The sequence below is a fragment of the Thalassospira sp. MCCC 1A02898 genome, from assembly GCF_001618185.1.
GTDB lineage: Bacteria > Pseudomonadota > Alphaproteobacteria > Rhodospirillales > Thalassospiraceae > Thalassospira > Thalassospira tepidiphila.
In genome coordinates this window covers 491,329-511,504 of record NZ_LPXK01000013.1, presented here as the reverse complement: position 1 = coordinate 511,504, position 20,176 = coordinate 491,329, and the positions used below count along the sequence as shown (strand labels likewise).

Below are 20,176 nucleotides of genomic sequence, written 5' to 3'. Positions count from 1 at the left end.
ACGTCAAGTTTTGTAACAGTTCTTGGACTTGATCCTGATCACAGCTTACCAGTGCGCACCATGACGATGCAGCTTTCCTGCCGGATGATCCCAATGATGTGGTGTTCCTGCGATACTGACCGGAAAGGCGATGCGTCGGGCTGAGCCCCAGTCTGTGACTTCTGGATGCGGGGCAATATCAGCATCGGTTTCCGCGGCGATCATTCCAATGCAATCAGGTGTTGCTGTCTTGCTTAACATATGGGCTGGTCGGGCCAATGAGTGGCGGGCGGTTGTGACTTCGCCATGCGTGGCGCGGCGGATCAGGGCGCGAACAGCACTGGCGGCCATCAAATATCCCGTCGCGTGATCAAGGGCCTGTACCGGAAGCGGTAGGGGCTTTTTCGAGCCTGAATGTGTCATGCCCCAATCGGCAATGCCGCAGCTCATTTGCACGAGGCTGTCAAACCCGCGTCGTTTGGCCCAGGGCCCGGTCCAGCCATAGGCAGACAACGTCACATCAATCAGCGCCGGGTTAATGGCGCGCAGCGTTTTGGCGTCATACCCCAATTCCGGCAGGGCGTCAGGGCGATAGCCATGCAGCAAGATGTCGGCATTCGACAGCAGTTCTTCAAACAGCTTTCGGTCTTCCCGGTCCCGCAGATCAAGTCCCGCGCACCGTTTGCCAAGTGTGACTTCGGGAATGGCCGCACCTTCGTCCCAGCCCGGCGGATCGATGCGCAACACATCGGCACCATAAGCCGCCAGAAAACGCCCGGCGACGGGGTCGGCCAGGATACGGGTCAGATCAAGAACGCGGACGCCACGTAGCGGTCGGGCCGGGTCAATTGATGCGGGGGTGACATTGGTGTTTGCGTGCTGGTCCCAGCAGATCAGTGGATCGGTTGCGATGGATTTTCCTTGCGGATGTGCCTGCCATTCCGCAAGGCTGTGCATGGTTGCGGCACAGCCATTGGCCGCAACAATTTCGTTTTCAAGCATATCACTTTGCCAATCCCTTACCGCCATCGCCAGATCATCGCGGGTTTCGTAATCGCCCAGAACAGAAAGTGCCGCCGCGCGGTGATGTGGCGCATTGGTATGTATCCGGATCCACCCGTCACGCGTTTGATAGTCGCCCGCCAGCGGGTCCCAGACGTTTGGCAATGTCCAGCCCTGTGGGCGGATTGTCATATTGAACCATTTCGACGCCAGCCGCTGATCAACCGTTACCGGTGCGCCTGATCCGGTTTCAAGGGCGCGCCAGTCTGAAATCATCGCGGCGGCCATCCCGATACTCGCGCAGGCGAGTTCGGTGACTGCGAAATAGGACGGCAAGGCATCTGTGCCGATGGTTGTGATTGCAGGTGTTTCAGAAAGACCAAGGGCACTGGCGATCTGGGGTGTGAACCGGTTGGGCATGATGGCGTTTCCTTTCTCAAGGGGCGGAACCAGTAAGGACCAAAGCATCATGCCGGACTGGACAAACCGTCAATCTTGATCAAGATAATCAATATGAAAAAAATCGATGACGGATCATTCTGCACATTGTCAGCAGCGGATGTGTGCGCACAGGTCGGCATATCGCGCGACACGCTTTACGCCTATGTCAGCAGGGGGATTGTGCGCGCTGTTGCCCATCCGGGTGATGCACGCAAAAGCCTGTATGACCGGCGTGATGTCGCCAAACTGCATGATCGCAAACGACGTGGACGGTCGCGGCAATCTGTTGCAGCCTCGACCATTGATTGGGGGGAGCCGATCCTTGTGTCGGGCATCACCCGCATTGCCGATGGGCAGTTTTACTATCGCGGTCAAAACGCCGTCGAACTGTCCCACACCATGACGCTTGAGGACGCGGCCGGTCTTTTGGCAGGGCTTCGATGCGATCCTGTGTTGAATGCCGTGCCGGACTTTGTTCCGGCCAAACATGATCTGGCGCTTCCGCGTATGGTGGCGATGTTGGCAGAGCTTATGACCGGATCGCCCCGTGGTGATGGTCGCCCGATCGCCGCACGGATCATTCGGCTTGGCGCCCTGGCCGCTGCCGGTATCTTAGACGACGGGAAAAGCCCGATCCATTTGGTCCTGGCAAATGCATGGTCAGATCATGAAAGTGCGCCGGACCTGTTGCGTCGGGCTCTCGTGCTTTGTGCCGATCACGAGCTTAATGCATCGGCCTATGCGGTGCGTGTTGCTGCATCGGCCGGGGCGACCATACCGGCATCCCTGATGGCGGGGTTGTCGACCCTGTCGGGTACGCGCCATGGCGGCCTGACACCGAGATGTCGGGCGTGGATGGATCAGGTCGAAAAAGCTGGCGGCAAGATTGATCCCGATCATGTGCCGCCGGGGTTTGGTCATCCGCTTTATCCCGATGGCGATCCGCGCACCCGTGCACTCATGCAGGCCTGTGGTCAGACTGGCGATGCGTTCTGGGCACGCATTGCAAATCTGGTCACGCAAAATACCGGGCAGCATCCCAGCCTTGATTTCGGATTGGCCTTGATCGAACGCGAACTTTGTCTCCCGAAGGGGGCAGGGCTTGGTATTTTTGCCGTCGGGCGCATGATAGGCTGGATCGCGCATCTTTTTGAGCAGCGCAAAAGTGGCAAGATCATTCGGCCACGCGCCATTGCAGGGTAAATCCATATCACTTTAAAGCGGGCCGAACGCGATCAGGCTATGCCAAATGACACGATCAATCGCCTTTAGTCTGTGCGCAGGACGATTGAGCCTGCTGATCGACCGGCCTCAAGATCGTCATGGGCCTGTTTGACATCTGACAGGTTATATTCGGAAGCTGCTGCAAAGTTTGACTGCCTCGCAAAGTCAAACCACTGGTTGGCAAGCCTGTGGTAGCGATCATTGTCTGACAGAAGTGCTAGGATACTGGGCCGGATCAGAAAGCGGTTTTTCAGAAGCTCTGGCGGGATTGGGGCGACGTTACCTGCGATTTGCCCGATACTCATAGTGACACCAAATGGTTTGGTGGACTGAATGGTTTTGAGAAGGTTATCGCCGCCAATGCCATCAATTGCGTAGTCAACACCTTCGCCGTTGGTCAGGCGCGCGACGGCCTTTTTAAAATCTTCCTGTTTATAAAGAACCGTATGGTCTGCGCCCAATGCACGCGCAAGATCGGCTTTTTCGGTGGAGCCAACGGTGCCGATAACCTTGAGGCCGAGATGTTTGGCCCAACGCACGAGTATTTGACCCAATCCACCGGCGGCGGCATGGATCAGTACGGTTTCGCTTGCCTTGGGGGAGAGGCATTCCGTTAACAGCATGCAGGCCGTAAGGCCACGCAAAAATGTTCCTGCGACTTTCTTATCACTCAGGTCATCGGGTATTTTGATCACATGTTGGGCGGGAATATTACGTTCGGTGACGTAACCACCAAGGGGGAAGCCCGCATAAATTACCCGGTCACCAGCAGAGAACCCGGTTATGTTTTTTCCGGCCTCCTTGATCACCCCAATCGCCTCAAGGCCGAGTGTGGCTGGCATTTCAGGCATGGGATAAAGACCTTTGCGAAAATAGATGTCGGCGAAATTAATGCCGATCCGTGATTGTTTTATCCGAACTTCATCATGCGAGGGGGCAGGAATGGTGATTTGCTCAACACATAACTGATCCGAACTACCAGCCTGATGAATTTTTACGGTCGTAACTGTCGTGACTGTAGTTAATGTCATGCGGGGGACTCCAATATAGCGATATAACTCGATTAACTTGATGGAGCTTATTTCGGGTTCGTTTTGTTTGGAATTCCATATATTGTCGACCTTAATGGGGAAAAATGCGCATTGAGGGATTGGGCGATGAATTGGGAAGATTTCCGATATTTTTTGAGTGTTGCCGAAACGGGAAGCTTTTCTGCCGCTGCCAGAAAGCTTTCTGTTGATCACAGCACGGTTGCGCGTCGGGTAGGGCAACTCGAAAAGGACCTCTGTGTCAGGTTAATTGATCGGTTGCCCAAGGCGGTGATGTTAACCGTCGAAGGCAAGCAGATTGCAGACCAAGGGCAACGGGCGCAGAATGAGATGCTGTCGGTTGAAAGATTAACCGCCGCGATGGGGGATACCGTATCGGGAACGGTGTGCATCAGTGTGCCGCCGGCGATTGCAAACATCATGATTGCGCCTCACTTGGGCGAACTGCGGCAAGAGCACCCGGGGATCGAACTTGTGTTATTGGGGGAATCCTCTTTTAGTGCCTTGGATAAACGTCAGGCAGATATTGCCTTGCGTTTGTCGCGTCCGACACATCAAGACCTGATCACGCGAAAGATCGGCAATCTGTCTTTTGGGTTCTATGCCGCCAAAGGATATTCCAAACCTGAAAACGAATGGGAATTTATCAACTGGGATGATGCCAATTCAGAGATCCCGCAATATGCCTGGTTGGAAAAGCATATGGGCCAACGCAGTGTTTCCTTGCGAGCCAATGATATCAGTATTCAGGCCGAGGCTGCGGCGACCGGGATCGGCGTTGCTTTGTTGCCATGCTATGTTGGGGATCATCATCCAATGTTGTCGCGCCTGCGCGAGGCTGAAAGCTTTCCACCACGGGAAGTCTGGATGCTTGTCCATTCCGATATTCGAAAAGCTCCGCGCGTTCGTGCCGTCATGAACTTTCTGATTTCAGTAGTTGGTAGGCATCTGTTTGATCGCGAATAGTTTCATCTGCGATGAATGACGTTGCGTTGCATGCTTTTTCACTCCCTCCTGGTTTCGTGTCGTGAATTCAACTTCTTTTATGTCGGATATGCCTGACAAACGCCCCGCGAATATCCCGCCGCGCATGATTGCGGCCGAGATTTATCGTGGCTCAAGCTATGGTCCCAAGCATCCGCTGGCGATCCCGCGTGTGTCGCTGGTGGTCGATATGGTGCATGCGCTGGGTTGGGTGGATGAAACCACCTATCTGACCGGACCAGTGGCAACGCCAGACCAGCTCGCGCGGTTCCACGACCCGGACTATATTGCCGCCGTCATGCAGGCCGAACGCGATCAGTCGCTGCCCGTCGAGCTGATGGAGCGGTTCGGGCTCGGCAAGAATGGCAATCCGATCTATCCGGAAATTTTCCGGCGTCCGGCGACTGCCGCCGGATCATCGGTGATGGCCGCCAACCTGATCAAGGATGGCGGGATCATTCATCATCCGGCAGGGGGCACCCATCACGGTTTGCGCGATCGGGCATCGGGGTTCTGTTACTTCAACGATCCGGTTCTGGGCATTTATGCCTTGCTCGATAGCGGGTTGGACCGGGTGCTTTATGTTGATATCGACGCCCATCATGGCGATGGCGTGCAGATTGCCTTTGCCGAGGATGAGCGCGTTCTGACCGTTTCCATCCACCAGGAAGACCTGTGGCCCAAGACCGGCGCAATTGATGACATTGCAGGCGGTATGGCGCGCAACCTTCCGATGCCGGGCGGCATGCATGATGACGAGATGCGTTTCATCCTTTTTGAATATTTGATTCCGCTTGGATTAAGTTTTGCGCCTCAAGCTATTGTTTTACAATGTGGATGTGATACTCTTGCAGAGGATCCACTGTCCAGACAGCTTTTGGGCAATCAGTCGATCTGGGAAGTCGTGGGGGCGATGACCCGATTGGCGCCCCGAAGTCTTGTTCTTGGCGGCGGAGGATATAGTCCATATGGCGTTGCACGCTGTTGGTCCGGGGTGTGGGCAACCATTAACGGGATCGAAATACCTGATGTGTTACCCATCACAGCGGAAAATATCCTGCGTGTCATAAAATGGGCGCATAGTCGTGGAAGACAGCCGGCAAGTGAGTTGTTCACAACGCTTGCGGATCCATGGCGGGGTGGCGCCATCCGGGACGAGGTCCGGGAGCGCGTCAAAAGACTAAGAGGATATGGGGTATGAAGTCGTTCTTTCAGATGGCTTTGGTTGTGTGCTTTGTCAGCGCGGCGGTTGTTGCCGGGCTGAATGCAAAGGCAACCGGTTATGAACGGTCGCGTCTTCTTGTTGATGGCGAAGTGTTCAATGTTGAACTGGCCATCACACCCGAAGAAAGGTCGCGCGGACTTATGTTCCGTACCGAAATGGCTGAAGACGCCGGAATGCTGTTTGATTTCGGCGGACCACGCGACATTTCGATGTGGATGAAAAACACCTTTATCTCGCTTGATATGCTGTTCATCGCGGCCGACGGCACTATTGTCGGCATTGAAAAGCGCACCGTGCCGCAATCAGAAACCATCATTCCATCGCCAAGGCCTGTGCGCTTTGTGCTTGAACTGAATGGTGGCTCGTCTGACCGGATGGGGTTTGAGGTTGGCGAAAAGGTCGAAGGACTGCCGCGCTAGGCCGCGCAATCGATACGCCACACAATCAATCAGCAATAGCAAGGCCGCAGGTGATATCTGCGGCCTTTGGTTTTTGCGTCGGTTTTTGTGTCATATTTTCGAGAAAAACACGCAATGCGGTCTTGCCCACCCAGCAAGATGGTGCTAAATCCACATCCGCGTCGGGGAGTAGCGCAGTCTGGTAGCGTACCTGCTTTGGGAGCAGGGGGTCGCGAGTTCGAATCTCGCCTTCCCGACCATTTCCCCTTTTATCGTTTTTCGGATGCCCAACGGGATTTCCAAGTCACGATAAAAGGTGTAAAAGATGAACTGATAGCAGGGGGTAGAGAGACCCGTTTAACTGCCATCATCATCTTATCCCGAAGGTCAAGACGAGGGTCCCGATGAAGGTCCGTGTTTACAAACCTGCCAAGAACGCCATGCAGTCCGGTCAGGCTGCGACCAAGCACTGGGTCATGGAATTTGAACCGGGTGCGAAAAAGGTCGCGGATCAGCTGATGGGCTGGATCGGATCGACCGACACCCGTGGTCAGGTCCGCATGTATTTCGAAACCCTCGAAGAGGCGCAGGCCTTTGCCGCCAAGCACAAGCTGATCGCGGACATCGAAATGCCGAAGCCGCGCAAGCTGCAGCTCAAGGCCTATGCCGATAACTTCGCGTTCAAACGCGTCGTCTGATCTGGCAATCGCCAGCGTAATTGACCAATTCTCGGGGCGGATTTCCGCCCCGTTTCGTCTGACAGGGGACGTTAAAACCTGTGAAAACAGTCGGGCAGGCGCCCAATGCCATGCCCCGGGGTTCGTAACCACCCCACCCAGCGGTCCCTTAGCTCAACTGGATAGAGCAACAGACTTCTAATCTGTAGGTTGCAGGTTCGAGTCCTGCAGGGATCGCCATTTTTTCTAAGAAGAATGCTAAATATATGGTGTTCTTAACGGTCGCGCAGATAGGTTTTGTATTCCTCTTTCTCCTCCCAAAGCTCAGCAAGACGCTTTCTGCAATCCGCAATATGAGATTCTAAGGTTTCAAAGGTGGTCACCGGACCTGCAGCAGGATCATCGGGATAAGTTGTACGCAACATTGGATTTAGCCCATTGTGAGCATTGACGGCCAGCCTTCGGAGTTTGTTCGGTAGGTCTAAATCGTCTGAAATAAGATATGAGAGGTTGGCGTCGCCTAGATAGCGCTTCTTCTTCTCAAGGTCCTGTTTGTTGTTATTCGGTGTCCAATCACGTTGATCTCTATAGCTCTTGCGGAAGATTTTCACATGTCTTTCAAGCTCGTCGCATCCATCCGCAAGTTGCTTGTAAAGAACTTCTACCTTGTGAAGTTGGCGGTTAATTTCCGCCTCTTTCTGAGCTCTTATCTGCCATCTAGTTGCAGTAATTACTAGTAGACCGCCAGCTAAGCCAAGGCTGCCTGCAAGAACAGTTTCCCAACTAAAACCTCTCCACGCTGCACAAGCAGCCCCAGAAATAGGCGTGCAATAATTGTCCACTAGCATAAACGCAACAGAGAGCGATGCTGTGGCGACCATGGCCCAAATGATGGATTCTAGACTATATAGGCGCCTCAATTTTATCTCTCTTCTTAGTTGCTGAATGTTGTCAGCTTATGGAAGAGTAAGTTGTAGGGCAAAGCAATTAAGAGACGTGCCTTTGGTGGTTGCCTATCTCGCAGCCAAATAGCGTCCCGGACGATGGTTGAGTGCGATGATCAGGTTGAGGATGACTGCACCGAGGATCGAGAGCAGGACCTTGTCGAAGGGCAGGGTCAGGAAGGCGCAGACGAGGATCACCATGTCGACCGCGAGCTGGAAATAGCCTGCGCGGATGTTGAAGTTTTCCTGAAGGTACAGGGCGAGGATATTGACCCCGCCAAGGCCGGCGCGATGGCGAAACAGCATGAGCAGGCCAATCCCCATCAACGCACCCCCGGCAATCGCGGCATAGATCGGGTTGAGATTGTTGAACTCTACCAGCATCGGGGTCAGCTTCGAGAAGGCCGAGACAAGACCAACGGCGATGAAGGTCTTGATGGTAAACGCCTTGCCCATGCGTTTGAAAGCCAGCCAGTAAAACGGCAGGTTGATCACAAAGAAGATCACGCCAAACGACAGCCCGGTAGCATGTTCAATCAGAAGGGCAGCCCCGGCGGTACTGCCGGTGACAAGGATGCTTTCACTATAGAGCGTGACACCAAGCGACACCACCATGGTGCCCAGCAACAGGGCCAGAACGTCCTCATACGGGCGATGGGCGATATCGTCCTTTTTGGGTGTTTCGCTGGTTGCGGCTGGTGCGGTTTTATCGGTGGTGTTTGTGGTGCTCATAAGCGGTTTGCTGCCAGTTGGTTGATTAGATTAGGGTCAGGGCCTTGATAAAATACGCTTTTCGCAGGTGCGAAACAAGCGGTGGGCAAAACCGGGCCGTAAATCGCGTGTTTTTGATGTAACGGTGTCGCCAAACGCAAAAGACCGGCTTAAAGCAAGCCGGTCTTGGTAATTTTGTATGTTTGTTCGCCGTTACGCCGGATGATGATCAGGCGGCCTTGTCCCATTCCGGGGCGAAGGACGGATCAATCAGGCGGCCATTTGGATTGGCAAGATCATGGATTGCTTCCATGTCGTTTTCCGAAAGTTCGAAATCAAAGATATCGAAATTGGCCGCGGCATTTTTCGGTGAGCCCGATTTCGGGATCGCCATGACGCTGTCTTGTTGCAGCAACCAGCGCAGGGTGACCTGTACGGGCGACTTGCCGTATTTTTCACCGATGGCCTTAAGCGTTGCGTCCTTCATGACATTGCCACGCGCAATTGGGCAATAGGCGGTCAGCAGCATGTTGTGTGCGCGCACACTTTCGAGCACCTTGGACTGGTCAAGATAGGGGTGATATTCGACCTGATTGACCGTCAACGGCGCATCGGTCAGCGACACGGCCTGATCAATCAGGGCGGTCGGGAAGTTTGAAATCCCGATCAGGCGCGTCATGCCAAGGTTTTTGACCTCGTTCAAGGCTGCCATGGTTTCTTCAAGCGGCACGTCATCATTGGGCCAATGCAGAAGCAACAGATCAACATGGTCAAGATCAAGCTTGCGCAGGCTTTCGACCACGGAGGTCTGCAAATCACCGCTTTGGAATTTGTCGTACCAGACCTTGGTGGTCAGGAAGTAGTCATCGCGTGCAAGGCCGGAATTTTTCAGGCCCTGACCAACGCCCTGTTCGTTGTGATACATCTGGGCGGTATCGAAATGGCGATAGCCGATCTTGGCGGCCTCGGCGATCATTTTCGCCGCTTCATCGTTATTGAGCTCGTACGTCCCAAAGCCAAGGGCCGGGATTTTAGTGTCCTGCCAGTTCCGGTAAATCATACTGGTGTACCCCCTTGTTTCGTTTGATTGTTGTGATTTTGGGTCTTCGCGGTGTCATGTGCAAATGACGATCCGGTGTCAGTTTGCCCGATTTGCGCCAGATTTAGTGCGCATGTCGCCGATCGCAACCTGTACATCAGGATGGTACAGGCTGTGCAATTGGCGAGAGGCCCGGGGTTGCCCCGTGTGCGGGTGGGGATTTTCAGGCAAAGAAAAAGGGCGACCAAATTAATGGGTCGCCCGAAGTTCAGGACTTAGAGTGAGGCTGTATCAAGCCAAGGACGAGATTGCCGCAATTGCTGGTGATGATCCTTGATGTGGCTCAAATGCGGTCGATTATTCTTTGACCGTGTTGCCATCATTGGTTTCGCTGACCGCGGCATTCAGGTGATAAAGCGATTCACGGATCACTTGGGGCCCAAGATCCTTGGTGATGAAGACGATCTTGGATCTATGATCATCGCTTGGCCAGGCGGGCAGGGATGCCGGCGGGTGGAAAACATGCTGCACGGCATGAATGGCCACAGGCGCATCTTCGCCGACCAGATTAAGGATGCCCTTTACGCGCAACAGGCTTTCGCCGCGCATCTGGGTAAAGATTTCGGCCCAGGTGACAAAGGCATCCCAATGGATCGGTTCGTCAAAGGTGATGCAAAATGATCGGATGTGGTCGTCATGGCGGTTGACGTCGTGGCTGTGAGCGTGGTGGTGATCATGGTCATGATGCTCGTGATCGTCGTGATGATGCGCATGATCATCGCCATGTTGCTCGTAGGCTTCATCACGCAGCCATTTCTGCACATCCATGCTTTTGGTTGTCGGATCATACAGCCCGGCATTAAACAGCTTTGAAACCGCAATATCGCCATTGACCACCGGATAAATCGGCGCGGCCGGGTTGAGCGCCCGCAGGCGGGTTTCAAGGGCTGTGCGCGCGGCCTCGTCGGCCAGATCGGCCTTGGTCATCAGGATGCGGTCGGCAACAGCCGCCTGCTTGACACTTTCGGGATGATTATCAAGCTGGCCTGCGCCGTGGATGGCATCGACCGTGGTCACCACGCTATCAAGGCGGAACTTGGTGGTAAGAAGCGGGTCGGTCATCAGGGTGTGCAGGATCGGGGCCGGGTCGGCAAGGCCGGTGGTTTCAATGATCACCCGATCAAATTCCGGGATTTCACCGCGCGTGCGTTTGACAAACAAATCACGCAGACCCGAAATCAGATCACCGCGCACCGAACAACAGATACAGCCGGAATTGAGCAACACCACATCTTCGGACACTTCACGGACCAGAAGGTGATCCAGCCCGATTTCGCCGAACTCGTTGATCAGGACCGCTGTCTTATCCATGCCATCCTGTGTCAGCAGGGCATTCAGCAGCGTGGTCTTGCCACTGCCCAGAAAGCCGGTAATGACGGTGGTGGCGATGCGGTCAAACTGTTCGTTGGAAAGGGCCATGATCAATCAGGTCTTTTGCGCTGGGCGTGGGATTTGGGGTGGGGGCTATTTCTTGCCGTAAAGCTCTTCGGCCGAGATTTCCGGTTCGGAAATCACGACTTCCTTGCCGTCACGTGCGGCGAAATAGAAACAGTTGCGCCGTCCGGTGTGGCAGGCAACGCCAATCTGATCGACCTCGACCAGAATGGTGTCCATGTCGCAGTCATAACGGAAATCGACAAGTTTCTGCACCTGGCCGGAGCTTTCACCCTTGCACCAGAGTTTCCCGCGGGAGCGTGAGAAATAGCACACCCGACCGGTTTCAAGCGTTTCAAGCACCGCATCGCGGTTCATCCACGCCATCATCAGGACTTCGCCACTGTCATGTTGCTGGGCGATTGCCGGGATCAGGCCGTTTTCGTTGAATTTCAGTTTGTCGGCAATCTGTGCATTTGAGCCCGTCATGGGGAAGCTCCGGTCGATGGTGGTTGACTTTTAACGTTTCGCACGTCAGAAAATGATATATTATAACATTTCATCAGATGCCACGGCTTTTTGAAATCGGTTGGGCCGAAACCGCCGAAACCAGATGGCCGTCGATACGAGATATTCAGCTATGAGCGATCTTTTCCCCAAAAAGGGCCATGATCACGACAGATGTGTGCATAGCGCACTTGCGCAGGCAGAGAAAGTCTGTGACAGCGAAAATGCGCGCTTTACCGACATGCGCCGCAAGGTCTTTACCCTGATCTGGCAATCGCACAAGGCGGTTACGGCCTATGAACTGCTTGATGCGCTGACCGCTGAAGGGCAGCGGGTGCAGCCGCCAACGGTTTATCGCGCGCTGGAATTCCTGACAGAGCTTGGTCTGGTGCACAGAATTGAATCGCTTAATGCCTATTTCGGCTGCGACCGGCCTGATTGCGAACATCTGGGGCAGTATTTCATCTGTACTGATTGTGGCCGCGTGGCCGAGGCGGTCAACGAAGATATGAGCAACGCGGTGCGCAAGGCAGCCCGCAGTGTCGGCTTTACCATTCAGGCGACCACGGTCGAGATCAAGGGGCTGTGCCATGACTGCGCCACTCATTGAAGGTCGTGACCTTGTTCTGTCCTTTGGCAATGAGCGCGTGCTTGATCAGGTGTCGCTTGCCATTCATCCGGGCGAGATCATTACCCTGATCGGGCCAAATGGCGCTGGCAAATCCACATTGGTCAAGACGCTTCTGGGTTTGCAGAAAGCCGATAGTGGCGAGGTCGTACGCAAACGCGGGCTTACGATTGGCTATGTGCCGCAAAAGCTTGCCATCGATCAGGTCTTGCCGATGACGGTGAAGCGGTTTCTGAGCCTGACCCGATCCGTGAGCCGTGCGGATTGCGAAGGCGTTCTGGCGCAGGTCGGGGCAGGGCATGTGATCGATGCGCAGATGAGCCAGCTTTCAGGCGGCGAGACGCAGCGTGTGATGCTGGCCCGCACCCTTTTGCTACGCCCGCATTTGCTGGTGCTTGATGAGCCGACGCAGGGCGTCGATGTTTCCGGGCAGGCGGAGCTTTATCGCCTGATCGACGAGATCCGCCGTGAACTTGATTGCGCCGTTCTGATGATTTCGCATGACCTGCATCTGGTGATGGCCAAGACCGATCAGGTGGTGTGCTTTAATCGCCATGTCTGTTGTTCAGGCATTCCCGAAACCGTGCGCCAGCATCCGGAATACCGGTCGCTGTTTGGTGTGCGCGAGGCCGATGCGATTGGCATCTATCACCACGAACATGATCACGAACATGATCTTTCGGGGCATGTTGTTGGCGGATGTGGTCACGATCATTCGCATGATCATCATGCACATGGCCATTCACATGATCACGGAGATGATCACAGTAAAACCGTCAAAGAAGGGGCGGGAACAAACCAATGATGGATGATTTCCTGTTTCGTGCCGTTTTGGGCGGTGTTTTGCTGGCCGTTGTCTGCGGGCCGTTCGGCGCCTTTATCGTCTGGCGACGCATGGCGTTCTTTGGCGACATGCTGGCGCATACCGCCCTTCTGGGGGTGGCGCTTGGCCTTCTGATCGGGGTCGATGTGCGGATTGGCATGATCGCGACCTGTCTGGCGGCCGCGCTTATTCTGGCCTATGGCCAACGGCAATCGCGGATTGGCAGTGACACGGTGCTGGGCATGCTGGCGCACTCCACGCTGGCACTGGGCATGGTCGCGCTTGCCTTTGTGCAAGGTGTTGCTGTTGATCTGATGGCTTATCTGTTTGGCGATATTCTGGCGGTTAATACCGGGGATATCTTGCTTTTGGCGGTTGGCGGGGCCTTTGCACTTGGCATCCTTGCCTGGATGTGGCGGCCTTTGCTTGCGCTGACAGTCAGTCCTGAAATTGCCGCGGCCGAAAGCATTCCGGTTGAACGGCTGCGTTTGATCTTCATGCTTCTGATGGCGCTTGTGATCGGTATGGCGATCAAGATTGTCGGGGTTTTGCTGATTACAGCCCTTCTGATCGTGCCAGCGGCCAGTGCGCGTTTCTTTGCCCGCACACCTGAACAGATGGCGATTGGGGCCGGGCTGTTTGGCGCGGCGTCGGTTCTGGCGGGGATTTCCCTGTCCTGGCATGTCGATACGCCCGCCGGGCCGAGCATCGTGATTTCAGCCGCTGCGATCTTTGTTGCCAGCGGCATTGTGATGACTGCCAAGCGCCACTTTGCAGGCGGTTAAAGCGTTATCACTGCAAACACGGTGATCAAAGTGGCACCCGATTCCGTAAAGCGCAGATAGAACCGCGTGAAAGGATATCGGCGTGCCGCAGCAATCATCAACAGATAGTAACCCGCAATACACATCTGGCCCGCACGCGGATGAGAGCTTCTTTGCGTCCATCCCCGTGCCGGCGCGCTGGTTCGGGCTGACCGGGGCGATCCCGTTTGTTGCCTTGTCGATAGGCGGGGTGTTCTTATCCGCTGCGCATCAGTCGTTGGCCTATTTCACCCTTGTTGCCTATGGCGCGGTGATTTTGTCATTCTTGGGTGGCGTGCATTGGGGACGGGCGATCAAGGTCTTTGATCAGGGAGCTGTTGCCGACAAGTTCCTGTGGGTTTCACTTGGCATCAGTGTGGTGCCGTCGCTTATCGGATGGTTGGCACTGCTTGTGCCGCTGGCGATTGGGTTACCCGTTTTGGCGGCAAGCTTTGCGGCCATGCTGTTGATCGATTTGCAGACCGTCAAGGCCGGGCAGTTTCCGGCGTGGTATGGCAACTTGCGCGTCATCCTGTCGGCGATTGTGATTGCATCGCTTTTGTTTGCGTGGCTGTGAAGCAGCGCTGGTTTGCAGGCTTGAACGGAAAAGGGCGCTGAAAGTTTAGCGCCCTTTGTCATTTTCGGGTTCAGGCCGTTTTAAGTCGCGCGAACCCGGCCGCAAGATCGGCGATCAGATCGTCGGGGTCTTCAAGGCCGATATGGAGCCGGATCAACTGACCATCGTCGTCCCAATTGGTGGCGGTGCGTATTTTGGTTGGATCAGACGGCAGGATCAGGCTTTCAAAGCCGCCCCAGCTAAAGCCCATGCCAAACAGTTCCATGTGATCGACCATATTGGCGAGCTGGGCTTTTTCAACCGGCTGCATGACAAAGGAAAACAGGCCGCAGGCACCAGTGAAATCGCGTTTCCAGATGGCATGGCCCGGATCATCGGGCAGGCCCGGGTGGAGGGCGCGTTTGACTTCCGGTCGGGTTTGCAGCCAGTTCGCAACCTTAAGGCCGCTTTCGTGGTGCTGCTTCAGGCGCACGGCAAGGGTGCGAAGCCCACGCTGGGCGAGGTAGCAATCATCTGGACCAACCGCGTCACCGGAAATCAGGACCTGCTTCTTGATGGTCAGAAGGTCTTCCTCGGTCGCGGTCGTGATGGTGCCCAGCATAACATCGGAATGACCAACAATGTATTTGGTCCCGGCCTGAACCGACACATCAACACCCAGTTCAAACGGGCGGCACAGGATCGGGGATGCCCAGGTGTTATCAAGCATCACCTTTACATTGCGCGCGTGCGCGGCCTTCGCGATTGCCGAGATATCCTGCATTTCAAAGGTCAGCGACCCCGGGCTTTCGCACCAGACAAGGGCGGTGTTATCGCGAATAAGGCCGGAAATGTCGCCGCCAATCGTCGGATCATAATATTCCGTCTCGACCCCGAACTTCTTAAGAAACGTATTGCACAGGTTGCGAGTCGGGAAATAGGTGCTGTCGGTGATCAGGATGTGATCGCCGGGCTTCACAAAGGCGAGGATGGCATTGGTGATCGCCGAAACGCCCGATGACACGCAAAGCGTGCCATAGCCGCCTTCAAGTTCGGCAACGGCTTCTTCCAGCAAAAAGCGCGTCGGCGTCCCGTGGCGGCCATAGGTCGTTTTCCCGGGGACCGAGGCACCAGCCTTTTCCAGTTCTGCCAGGCTGTCAAACAGGATGGTCGAGGCATGCAGAACCGGCGGGTTGACCACGCCGTGATACTGGCTGGAACGGCGACCGGCATGGACCAGTTTGGTTGCGGTATGTTTGGGGCTTTGCGATGACATAACAGGCGGTTCTCCTTGGGCGCGACGTCTTATGCCTCAAAGACAAACCACCTTGGCGGCGGGCGTTCAAGGCTTTTTGCGTCAAAGCCATTGTTAATGCCTGATATCAGGCTATTTTTTACAGGCAATAACAGCAACGAATGACACAGAATACAGCAAGGGGGCCCCGTGATTGAACTTCAGGATTTTCGCACTGCGCGCAAGGCGATATCGGACCATATGCGCCTGACCCCGGTGTTTGAGGTCAGCAATTTTGGCGATACATCGTGCTTTGTCGCGCGTGGTCGCATCCCCGAGATGTTCCTGAAACTTGAAAACATGCAAGTCAGCGGATCCTTCAAGGCACGCGGGGCCATGAATGCCGCACTGGCCCTTGACCCCGAACAAAGATCTGCCGGGCTGTGCACGGCATCGGGCGGCAATCATGGCATGGGTGTGATCAATGCGGCCCGCACACTGGGTGTACCGGTGAAAATCTTCCTGCCGACCAACACCCCGCAGCCCAAAGTGAAGAAACTGCGCGCGCAGGGTGTTGACGTGGCTTTGATCGGGGCGGTTTGGGATGACGCCAACCGTGCCGCGATGGAGCACGCACATGAAAGCGGGATGGCCTATATCCATCCGTTCGCCGATCCCAAGGTGATTGCCGGGCAGGGAACCATCGCGCTTGAGCTTTTAGAACAGCAACCCGACCTTGATACGCTGGTCGTTGCGATTGGCGGTGGTGGACTGATTGCCGGTGTGGCGACAGCCGCACGCTTGTTGCGCCCATCGATCCGGGTGATCGGTGTGGAGCCGACCGGGGCGGCAACCCTGTTTGAAAGCCTTAAGGCCAACGAGGTCGTGACATTACCCAGCGTGAACACGGCCGCCACCAGTCTGGCACCGCGTCAGTCATCCGCTCTTAATGTCGATCTGATTGGCAAGAATGTGGATCGCATTGCGTTGGTCAGTGACGAGGAAATGCAAAAATCTGCCAAGTGGCTTTGGAAAGAGTTCGGCATTTCGGTCGAACTTTCCGCCGCCGCCGGTATTGCCGCCGTTATGAACAATCGCCTCGGTGATCCCAATCCGGGGCGGGTCGGCGTGATCGTGTGCGGGACCGGTATGGATGGTTTTGAGTAGGGATAAATAAAAAGGGATGAAACCAAACGGTTTCATCCCTTTTTAAACCAGACGCCAGTCCGATAGGACTGGCGCGGAAATATATAGCGTCGCAAACCGCCAAAGAGCAAAAAGCTCTCCGGTGCGGAATTACATCTTCGGCTCGACCACCTGACGACCACGGTACATACCGGTGTTCGGGTCAATGTGGTGCGGGCGATGCAGTTCGCCGGTCTCTTTGTCTTCGCGGTACGAGCCCTTGGCGAGCTTGTCATGCGAGCGACGCATGCCCTGACGGGACTTGGTCACTTTTTTCTTTGGCACTGCCATGGGTCATCATCCTCTGGCTTGGGTAAACTCAGGCGCGCTTGTTACCGTGCGCGGTCGGGAAAGTCAACGATCAAAGTGTCGGAATCTGCATTATTTGCATTTTCCGGATCACTTTCGCGATCAGGTGTATCGCTCGCGGGATGACCATCATGATCGACATGGTGATCGATATGCGGGATCAGTCCTGTGTCGCGCGGATCATCGACAATATCGGTTCGGCGATCATATATAGCAAATCCTGCCTTTTGGTAAGCCCCAAGTGCACTTGGATGATCAAGCGTGCAGGTATTGACCGTGATACGGGTGGGCTTGAAGCTCCAGGCGGTATCAATCGCCCAATCCAGCAGGTATTTGCCAAAGCCCTTGCCGATGAATTCCGGCATCAGGCCCATATAGTGCAGATCAATGACGTTGTCAGATTCAAAGTCCGTCAGATCAAGCTCGGCAAAGCCGGCGGGCACACCAGCAACATAAAGCACATAAACATGTGTTTCCGGCTTGGCGAGGATCGCAGAGAGTTCTTCGTCGCTCATCAGGCGGCGTTGCCACCACAGCCAAGGTTCGCCGACCGTATTATATAGGTAGCGATAAAATGACAGGGTCGGGTTTTCAGCCCGGATGATAGCGACCTTGCCGGGCGGGACGATGGCCGGTGCGCGTTCGGGCGGGCTTTGCATTTCAAGGAAGCTGATAACAACTTCCAGCTTGCGCGGATTGGATGGGGTCATTGGACTAAACTCTTGCGCATTATTTTGTTTTGGTGCGGATCAGGATCAGCCTGATCGGTGACGCTTGCTATAAAGTCATAGCCGAGTTTGGCGTAAAAATCACCCGCTGCGGCATTTTCAATCGTGATCCGGATTTCACTTAAGCCCGAAAGACGCAGGATATCCTCGGCCAAACTTACCAGTTCGCGGCCAATGCCGCTGCCTTGGGCGTGCTTGGCGATTGCCAAGTAATGAATCCAGCCAAAGACAGTGTCATGGCCGGTCATCATGGTGGCAAAGATTTGCTGATCATCTGGCATGCGCGCGACAATCAGGCTGCCGTTATCGGCCGCAATGCAGTTTTCGATATCCTGCCGTGCATCGCGGATCGCCGGGATCAGTCCGGTCGCAATCCAAAGGCGGGTGATGGCGGCAATATCGTCGTTAGTAGGGGCTTTAATCTGTTCAAGTCTGATGCCCGCGCCATCGGCGGTATGGTTGGTCATATCCGAACCGAACGGGGATGGGGCGGGCATCGGGTTTCTCTTTTTAAATGTGTGATACGGACGGGGCCAGATGTTCAGGCCGGGCCGGTATCAACCGGGCTGTCTTCCGTGGTGGCCCATTCCGCCCAGGATCCGTCATAGACCGCGACCTGTTTGTGGCCGGAAATATAGGCCCCCATGGCAAGAACACAGGCGGTAACGCCCGAACCGCAACTTGCAACAATCGGTTTGTTAAGGTCGACGCCTGCTGCATCGAATGCAGCCTTGATTTCATCCGCCGACTTAAACGTGCCATCCGCATTCAGAAGTTCGGTAAAGGGCAGGTTGTAGGAGCCGGGAACGTGGCCGGATTTGCCCCACGGATCGTCAACCTCACCACGGAACCGCTCGCCTGCGCGGGCATCCACCAGCTGTTCGCGTTTGGTTTTGACGTTCGAGAGAACCTGATCATATTCACGCAGCAAAAAGCTGTTGGCGCGTGCGGTAAAGTGGCGTTCGCGCGGCGGGGTCGGTGCATCGGTGACCGGGCGGCCTTCCGCGATCCATTTTGGCAAACCACCATCAAGCACGACGACATCATGATGGCCGAAATGACGCAACATCCACCATGCACGGCAGGCTGCAAGGGCGGAGCCCTTCTGGCTATAGACAACCACACGGACACCATCGCCGAGGCCAAGTTTGCGAACCTTGGCGGAAAACTTGATCGCATCGGGCATCATGTGTGGCAGCGGGGCGCTGTCATCGGCGGCAATATCATCAATATCAAAGAAAACCGCGCCCGGAATATGTTCGGCATCGTAGAAGTCGCGGGCATTCTTGTTTTCGGCCGGCATGTACCAGCTGGCATCGACGACGCGCACATCCGGTGCATCAAGGTGATCCGCAAGCCATTGGGTGGACACAAGGGCGTCGGAAAGTGGGTTGGTCATGGACAAGCTCCGATTGACGGTGGTGGATTTCCGGTTGGTTCCGGGATTGTTTTAAATTTGGTCCTGAATCTATTTAAATTTGTAACGGTCCTGCTGCTTGCTGGCAACTGGCTGTCAAACCGGATGGTGATGATCCGTATGTTTGCCGGTTGCCAATTACAAATGGCATCAGTCGTCAAATACGATATTGATCCGGCGGTTCTGGCGGCCTTTCTTTTCGATCTTGGAAACCATGACCTTGCCGATCTCGCCGGTTTTGCGCACATGGGTGCCGCCACAGGGTTGGAAATCAATGCCCTCGATGGTGACGGTCCGGATGGAATGTCCATCCATTGGCGGCTGTACCGACATGGTGCGCACCAGTTCCGGGTTGGCTTTAAGCTCGGCGACGGAGATTTCCCCGTCATAGACATCGGCATCGCGTGCGATCAATTCATTAAGTTTTTCGCTGATTTCATCCTTGTCGAGCGTGACTTCTGGCAGGTTGAAGTCAAGCCGCGCCTTGTGGGCGGCGATATTGCCGCCCGTGACATCGCCTTCGATCACGGCACACAGAAGATGCAGGCAGGTGTGGAAGCGCATCAGCTTGTGGCGATTGTCCCAATCAAGTTCGGCTGTGATCGTATCGCCAACTGCGGGCAGGGGATGGTCATCGGCAATGATGTGCAAGATACGCCCGGTTTCGCGATCCTTGACCGTGGTGACGACCGGAAGGGCTGTGCCATCGCCAAGCGTTAGTGTGCCGATATCGCCCGACTGGCCGCCAGCGGTTGCGTAAAACACCGTTTGATCAAGTTCGATCCCACGATCCGAAATGCTGGTGACGATGGCGTTGCAATTCTTTGCATAGGCGTCTTCGCGAAACATCAGGCGTGTCATGTTTTCTGGTCTCCCGTT

The 20,176-nt window shown here is 55.1% G+C and carries 23 protein-coding genes and 2 tRNA genes; 12 read left to right on the top strand and 13 right to left on the bottom strand.

The features are described from left to right. Positions 1 to 45: 45 nt before the first annotated feature. Positions 46 to 1,401: a CoA transferase gene (locus AUQ41_RS19070; protein ID WP_063090157.1), complete on the bottom strand. Its 1,356-nt coding sequence runs from the start codon at positions 1,399 to 1,401 to the stop codon at positions 46 to 48. Positions 1,402 to 1,494: 93 nt separating this feature from the next. Here AUQ41_RS19070 and AUQ41_RS19065 point away from each other — a divergent pair, with 93 nt between their 5' ends. Then, entirely contained in the window at positions 1,495 to 2,625 is a 1,131-nt protein-coding gene (locus AUQ41_RS19065) for a citrate synthase (protein WP_063090005.1), read from the top strand. 65 nt (positions 2,626 to 2,690) lie between these two features. Here AUQ41_RS19065 and AUQ41_RS19060 read toward each other — a convergent pair whose 3' ends face one another. Then, on the bottom strand, positions 2,691 to 3,917 hold the full coding sequence (locus AUQ41_RS19060) for a quinone oxidoreductase (RefSeq protein WP_232308468.1): 1,227 nt from the start codon (positions 3,915 to 3,917) through the stop codon (positions 2,691 to 2,693). Between AUQ41_RS19060 and AUQ41_RS19055 the strand changes: the two genes are divergently transcribed. The 6 genes from AUQ41_RS19055 (at position 3,804) to AUQ41_RS19030 (ending at position 7,219) form a co-directional block, all read left to right on the top strand. Further along, positions 3,804 to 4,661, top strand: a complete 858-nt coding sequence (locus AUQ41_RS19055) for a LysR family transcriptional regulator (RefSeq protein ID WP_063090001.1) — start codon at positions 3,804 to 3,806, stop codon at positions 4,659 to 4,661. The genes AUQ41_RS19060 and AUQ41_RS19055 overlap by 114 nt on opposite strands. 61 nt (positions 4,662 to 4,722) lie before the next feature. Beyond that, complete coding sequence (locus AUQ41_RS19050; protein ID WP_083952760.1) at positions 4,723 to 5,880, top strand: acetoin utilization protein AcuC; 1,158 nt, start codon at positions 4,723 to 4,725, stop codon at positions 5,878 to 5,880. Further along, positions 5,877 to 6,323, top strand: a complete 447-nt coding sequence (locus AUQ41_RS19045; protein WP_008890893.1) for a DUF192 domain-containing protein — start codon at positions 5,877 to 5,879, stop codon at positions 6,321 to 6,323. The genes AUQ41_RS19050 and AUQ41_RS19045 overlap by 4 nt, the downstream gene beginning before the upstream one ends. 162 nt (positions 6,324 to 6,485) lie before the next feature. Next, positions 6,486 to 6,562, top strand: a tRNA-Pro gene (locus AUQ41_RS19040). A 144-nt stretch (positions 6,563 to 6,706) separates the two neighbouring features. Then, positions 6,707 to 7,000 (top strand): ETC complex I subunit, encoded by a 294-nt coding sequence (locus tag AUQ41_RS19035; RefSeq protein WP_063089999.1) that lies wholly within the window; start codon positions 6,707 to 6,709, stop codon positions 6,998 to 7,000. A gap of 142 nt (positions 7,001 to 7,142) precedes the next feature. Beyond that, positions 7,143 to 7,219: transfer RNA gene (locus AUQ41_RS19030), tRNA-Arg, on the top strand. A 35-nt stretch (positions 7,220 to 7,254) separates the two neighbouring features. Here the strand turns inward: AUQ41_RS19030 and AUQ41_RS19025 are convergent. From AUQ41_RS19025 to hisI, 5 genes are all read right to left on the bottom strand, one after another. Then, complete coding sequence (locus AUQ41_RS19025; RefSeq protein WP_083952761.1) at positions 7,255 to 7,860, bottom strand: hypothetical protein; 606 nt, start codon at positions 7,858 to 7,860, stop codon at positions 7,255 to 7,257. A 132-nt stretch (positions 7,861 to 7,992) separates the two neighbouring features. After that, positions 7,993 to 8,655, bottom strand: a complete 663-nt coding sequence (locus AUQ41_RS19020; RefSeq protein ID WP_063089995.1) for a YitT family protein — start codon at positions 8,653 to 8,655, stop codon at positions 7,993 to 7,995. 208 nt (positions 8,656 to 8,863) lie between these two features. Continuing rightward, positions 8,864 to 9,694, bottom strand: coding sequence for an aldo/keto reductase (locus tag AUQ41_RS19015; protein WP_063089993.1), 831 nt, complete (start codon positions 9,692 to 9,694; stop codon positions 8,864 to 8,866). 336 nt (positions 9,695 to 10,030) lie between these two features. Then, complete coding sequence (locus AUQ41_RS19010; RefSeq protein ID WP_063089991.1) at positions 10,031 to 11,152, bottom strand: GTP-binding protein; 1,122 nt, start codon at positions 11,150 to 11,152, stop codon at positions 10,031 to 10,033. Between the two features lie 45 nt (positions 11,153 to 11,197). Continuing rightward, a complete protein-coding gene (hisI, locus tag AUQ41_RS19005; protein ID WP_063089988.1) occupies positions 11,198 to 11,596 on the bottom strand; it encodes a phosphoribosyl-AMP cyclohydrolase in 399 nt (132 codons plus the stop codon). Positions 11,597 to 11,747: 151 nt separating this feature from the next. Here hisI and AUQ41_RS19000 point away from each other — a divergent pair, with 151 nt between their 5' ends. From AUQ41_RS19000 to AUQ41_RS18985, 4 genes are all read left to right on the top strand, one after another. Next, positions 11,748 to 12,224 carry a Fur family transcriptional regulator gene (locus tag AUQ41_RS19000; RefSeq protein ID WP_008890884.1) on the top strand — a complete coding sequence of 159 codons (477 nt, stop codon included), beginning with the start codon at positions 11,748 to 11,750 and terminating at the stop codon, positions 12,222 to 12,224. After that, positions 12,205 to 13,047 (top strand): zinc ABC transporter ATP-binding protein ZnuC, encoded by an 843-nt coding sequence (znuC, locus tag AUQ41_RS18995; protein WP_063089986.1) that lies wholly within the window; start codon positions 12,205 to 12,207, stop codon positions 13,045 to 13,047. Before AUQ41_RS19000 ends, znuC begins: the two co-directional genes overlap by 20 nt. Further along, the gene (locus tag AUQ41_RS18990; RefSeq protein WP_198155656.1) at positions 13,044 to 13,850 is read left to right on the top strand and encodes a metal ABC transporter permease; all 807 of its coding nucleotides are present in this window, start codon (positions 13,044 to 13,046) and stop codon (positions 13,848 to 13,850) included. The genes znuC and AUQ41_RS18990 overlap by 4 nt, the downstream gene beginning before the upstream one ends. 82 nt (positions 13,851 to 13,932) lie before the next feature. Further along, positions 13,933 to 14,445, top strand: coding sequence for a DUF3429 domain-containing protein (locus tag AUQ41_RS18985; RefSeq protein ID WP_063089984.1), 513 nt, complete (start codon positions 13,933 to 13,935; stop codon positions 14,443 to 14,445). 70 nt (positions 14,446 to 14,515) lie between these two features. Here AUQ41_RS18985 and metC read toward each other — a convergent pair whose 3' ends face one another. Next, positions 14,516 to 15,700 (bottom strand): cystathionine beta-lyase, encoded by a 1,185-nt coding sequence (gene metC, locus AUQ41_RS18980; protein ID WP_063089982.1) that lies wholly within the window; start codon positions 15,698 to 15,700, stop codon positions 14,516 to 14,518. 168 nt (positions 15,701 to 15,868) lie between these two features. Between metC and AUQ41_RS18975 the strand changes: the two genes are divergently transcribed. Next, entirely contained in the window at positions 15,869 to 16,825 is a 957-nt protein-coding gene (locus AUQ41_RS18975) for a threonine/serine dehydratase (protein ID WP_063089980.1), read from the top strand. A gap of 129 nt (positions 16,826 to 16,954) precedes the next feature. Here AUQ41_RS18975 and rpmF read toward each other — a convergent pair whose 3' ends face one another. The 5 genes from rpmF to AUQ41_RS18950 all read right to left on the bottom strand — a co-directional run bounded on the left by rpmF (position 16,955) and on the right by AUQ41_RS18950 (position 20,158). After that, a complete protein-coding gene (gene rpmF / locus AUQ41_RS18970) occupies positions 16,955 to 17,134 on the bottom strand; it encodes a 50S ribosomal protein L32 (protein WP_007090029.1) in 180 nt (59 codons plus the stop codon). 41 nt (positions 17,135 to 17,175) lie between these two features. Then, a complete protein-coding gene (locus AUQ41_RS18965; protein ID WP_063089978.1) occupies positions 17,176 to 17,862 on the bottom strand; it encodes a GNAT family N-acetyltransferase in 687 nt (228 codons plus the stop codon). Beyond that, the gene (locus AUQ41_RS18960) at positions 17,859 to 18,377 is read right to left on the bottom strand and encodes a GNAT family N-acetyltransferase (protein WP_063089976.1); all 519 of its coding nucleotides are present in this window, start codon (positions 18,375 to 18,377) and stop codon (positions 17,859 to 17,861) included. The genes AUQ41_RS18965 and AUQ41_RS18960 overlap by 4 nt, the downstream gene beginning before the upstream one ends. A gap of 44 nt (positions 18,378 to 18,421) precedes the next feature. Beyond that, on the bottom strand, positions 18,422 to 19,279 hold the full coding sequence (sseA, locus tag AUQ41_RS18955) for a 3-mercaptopyruvate sulfurtransferase (RefSeq protein WP_063089974.1): 858 nt from the start codon (positions 19,277 to 19,279) through the stop codon (positions 18,422 to 18,424). Between the two features lie 168 nt (positions 19,280 to 19,447). Further along, positions 19,448 to 20,158, bottom strand: a complete 711-nt coding sequence (locus AUQ41_RS18950) for an alanyl-tRNA editing protein (protein ID WP_063089972.1) — start codon at positions 20,156 to 20,158, stop codon at positions 19,448 to 19,450. Between the last annotated feature and the right edge of the window lie 18 nt (positions 20,159 to 20,176).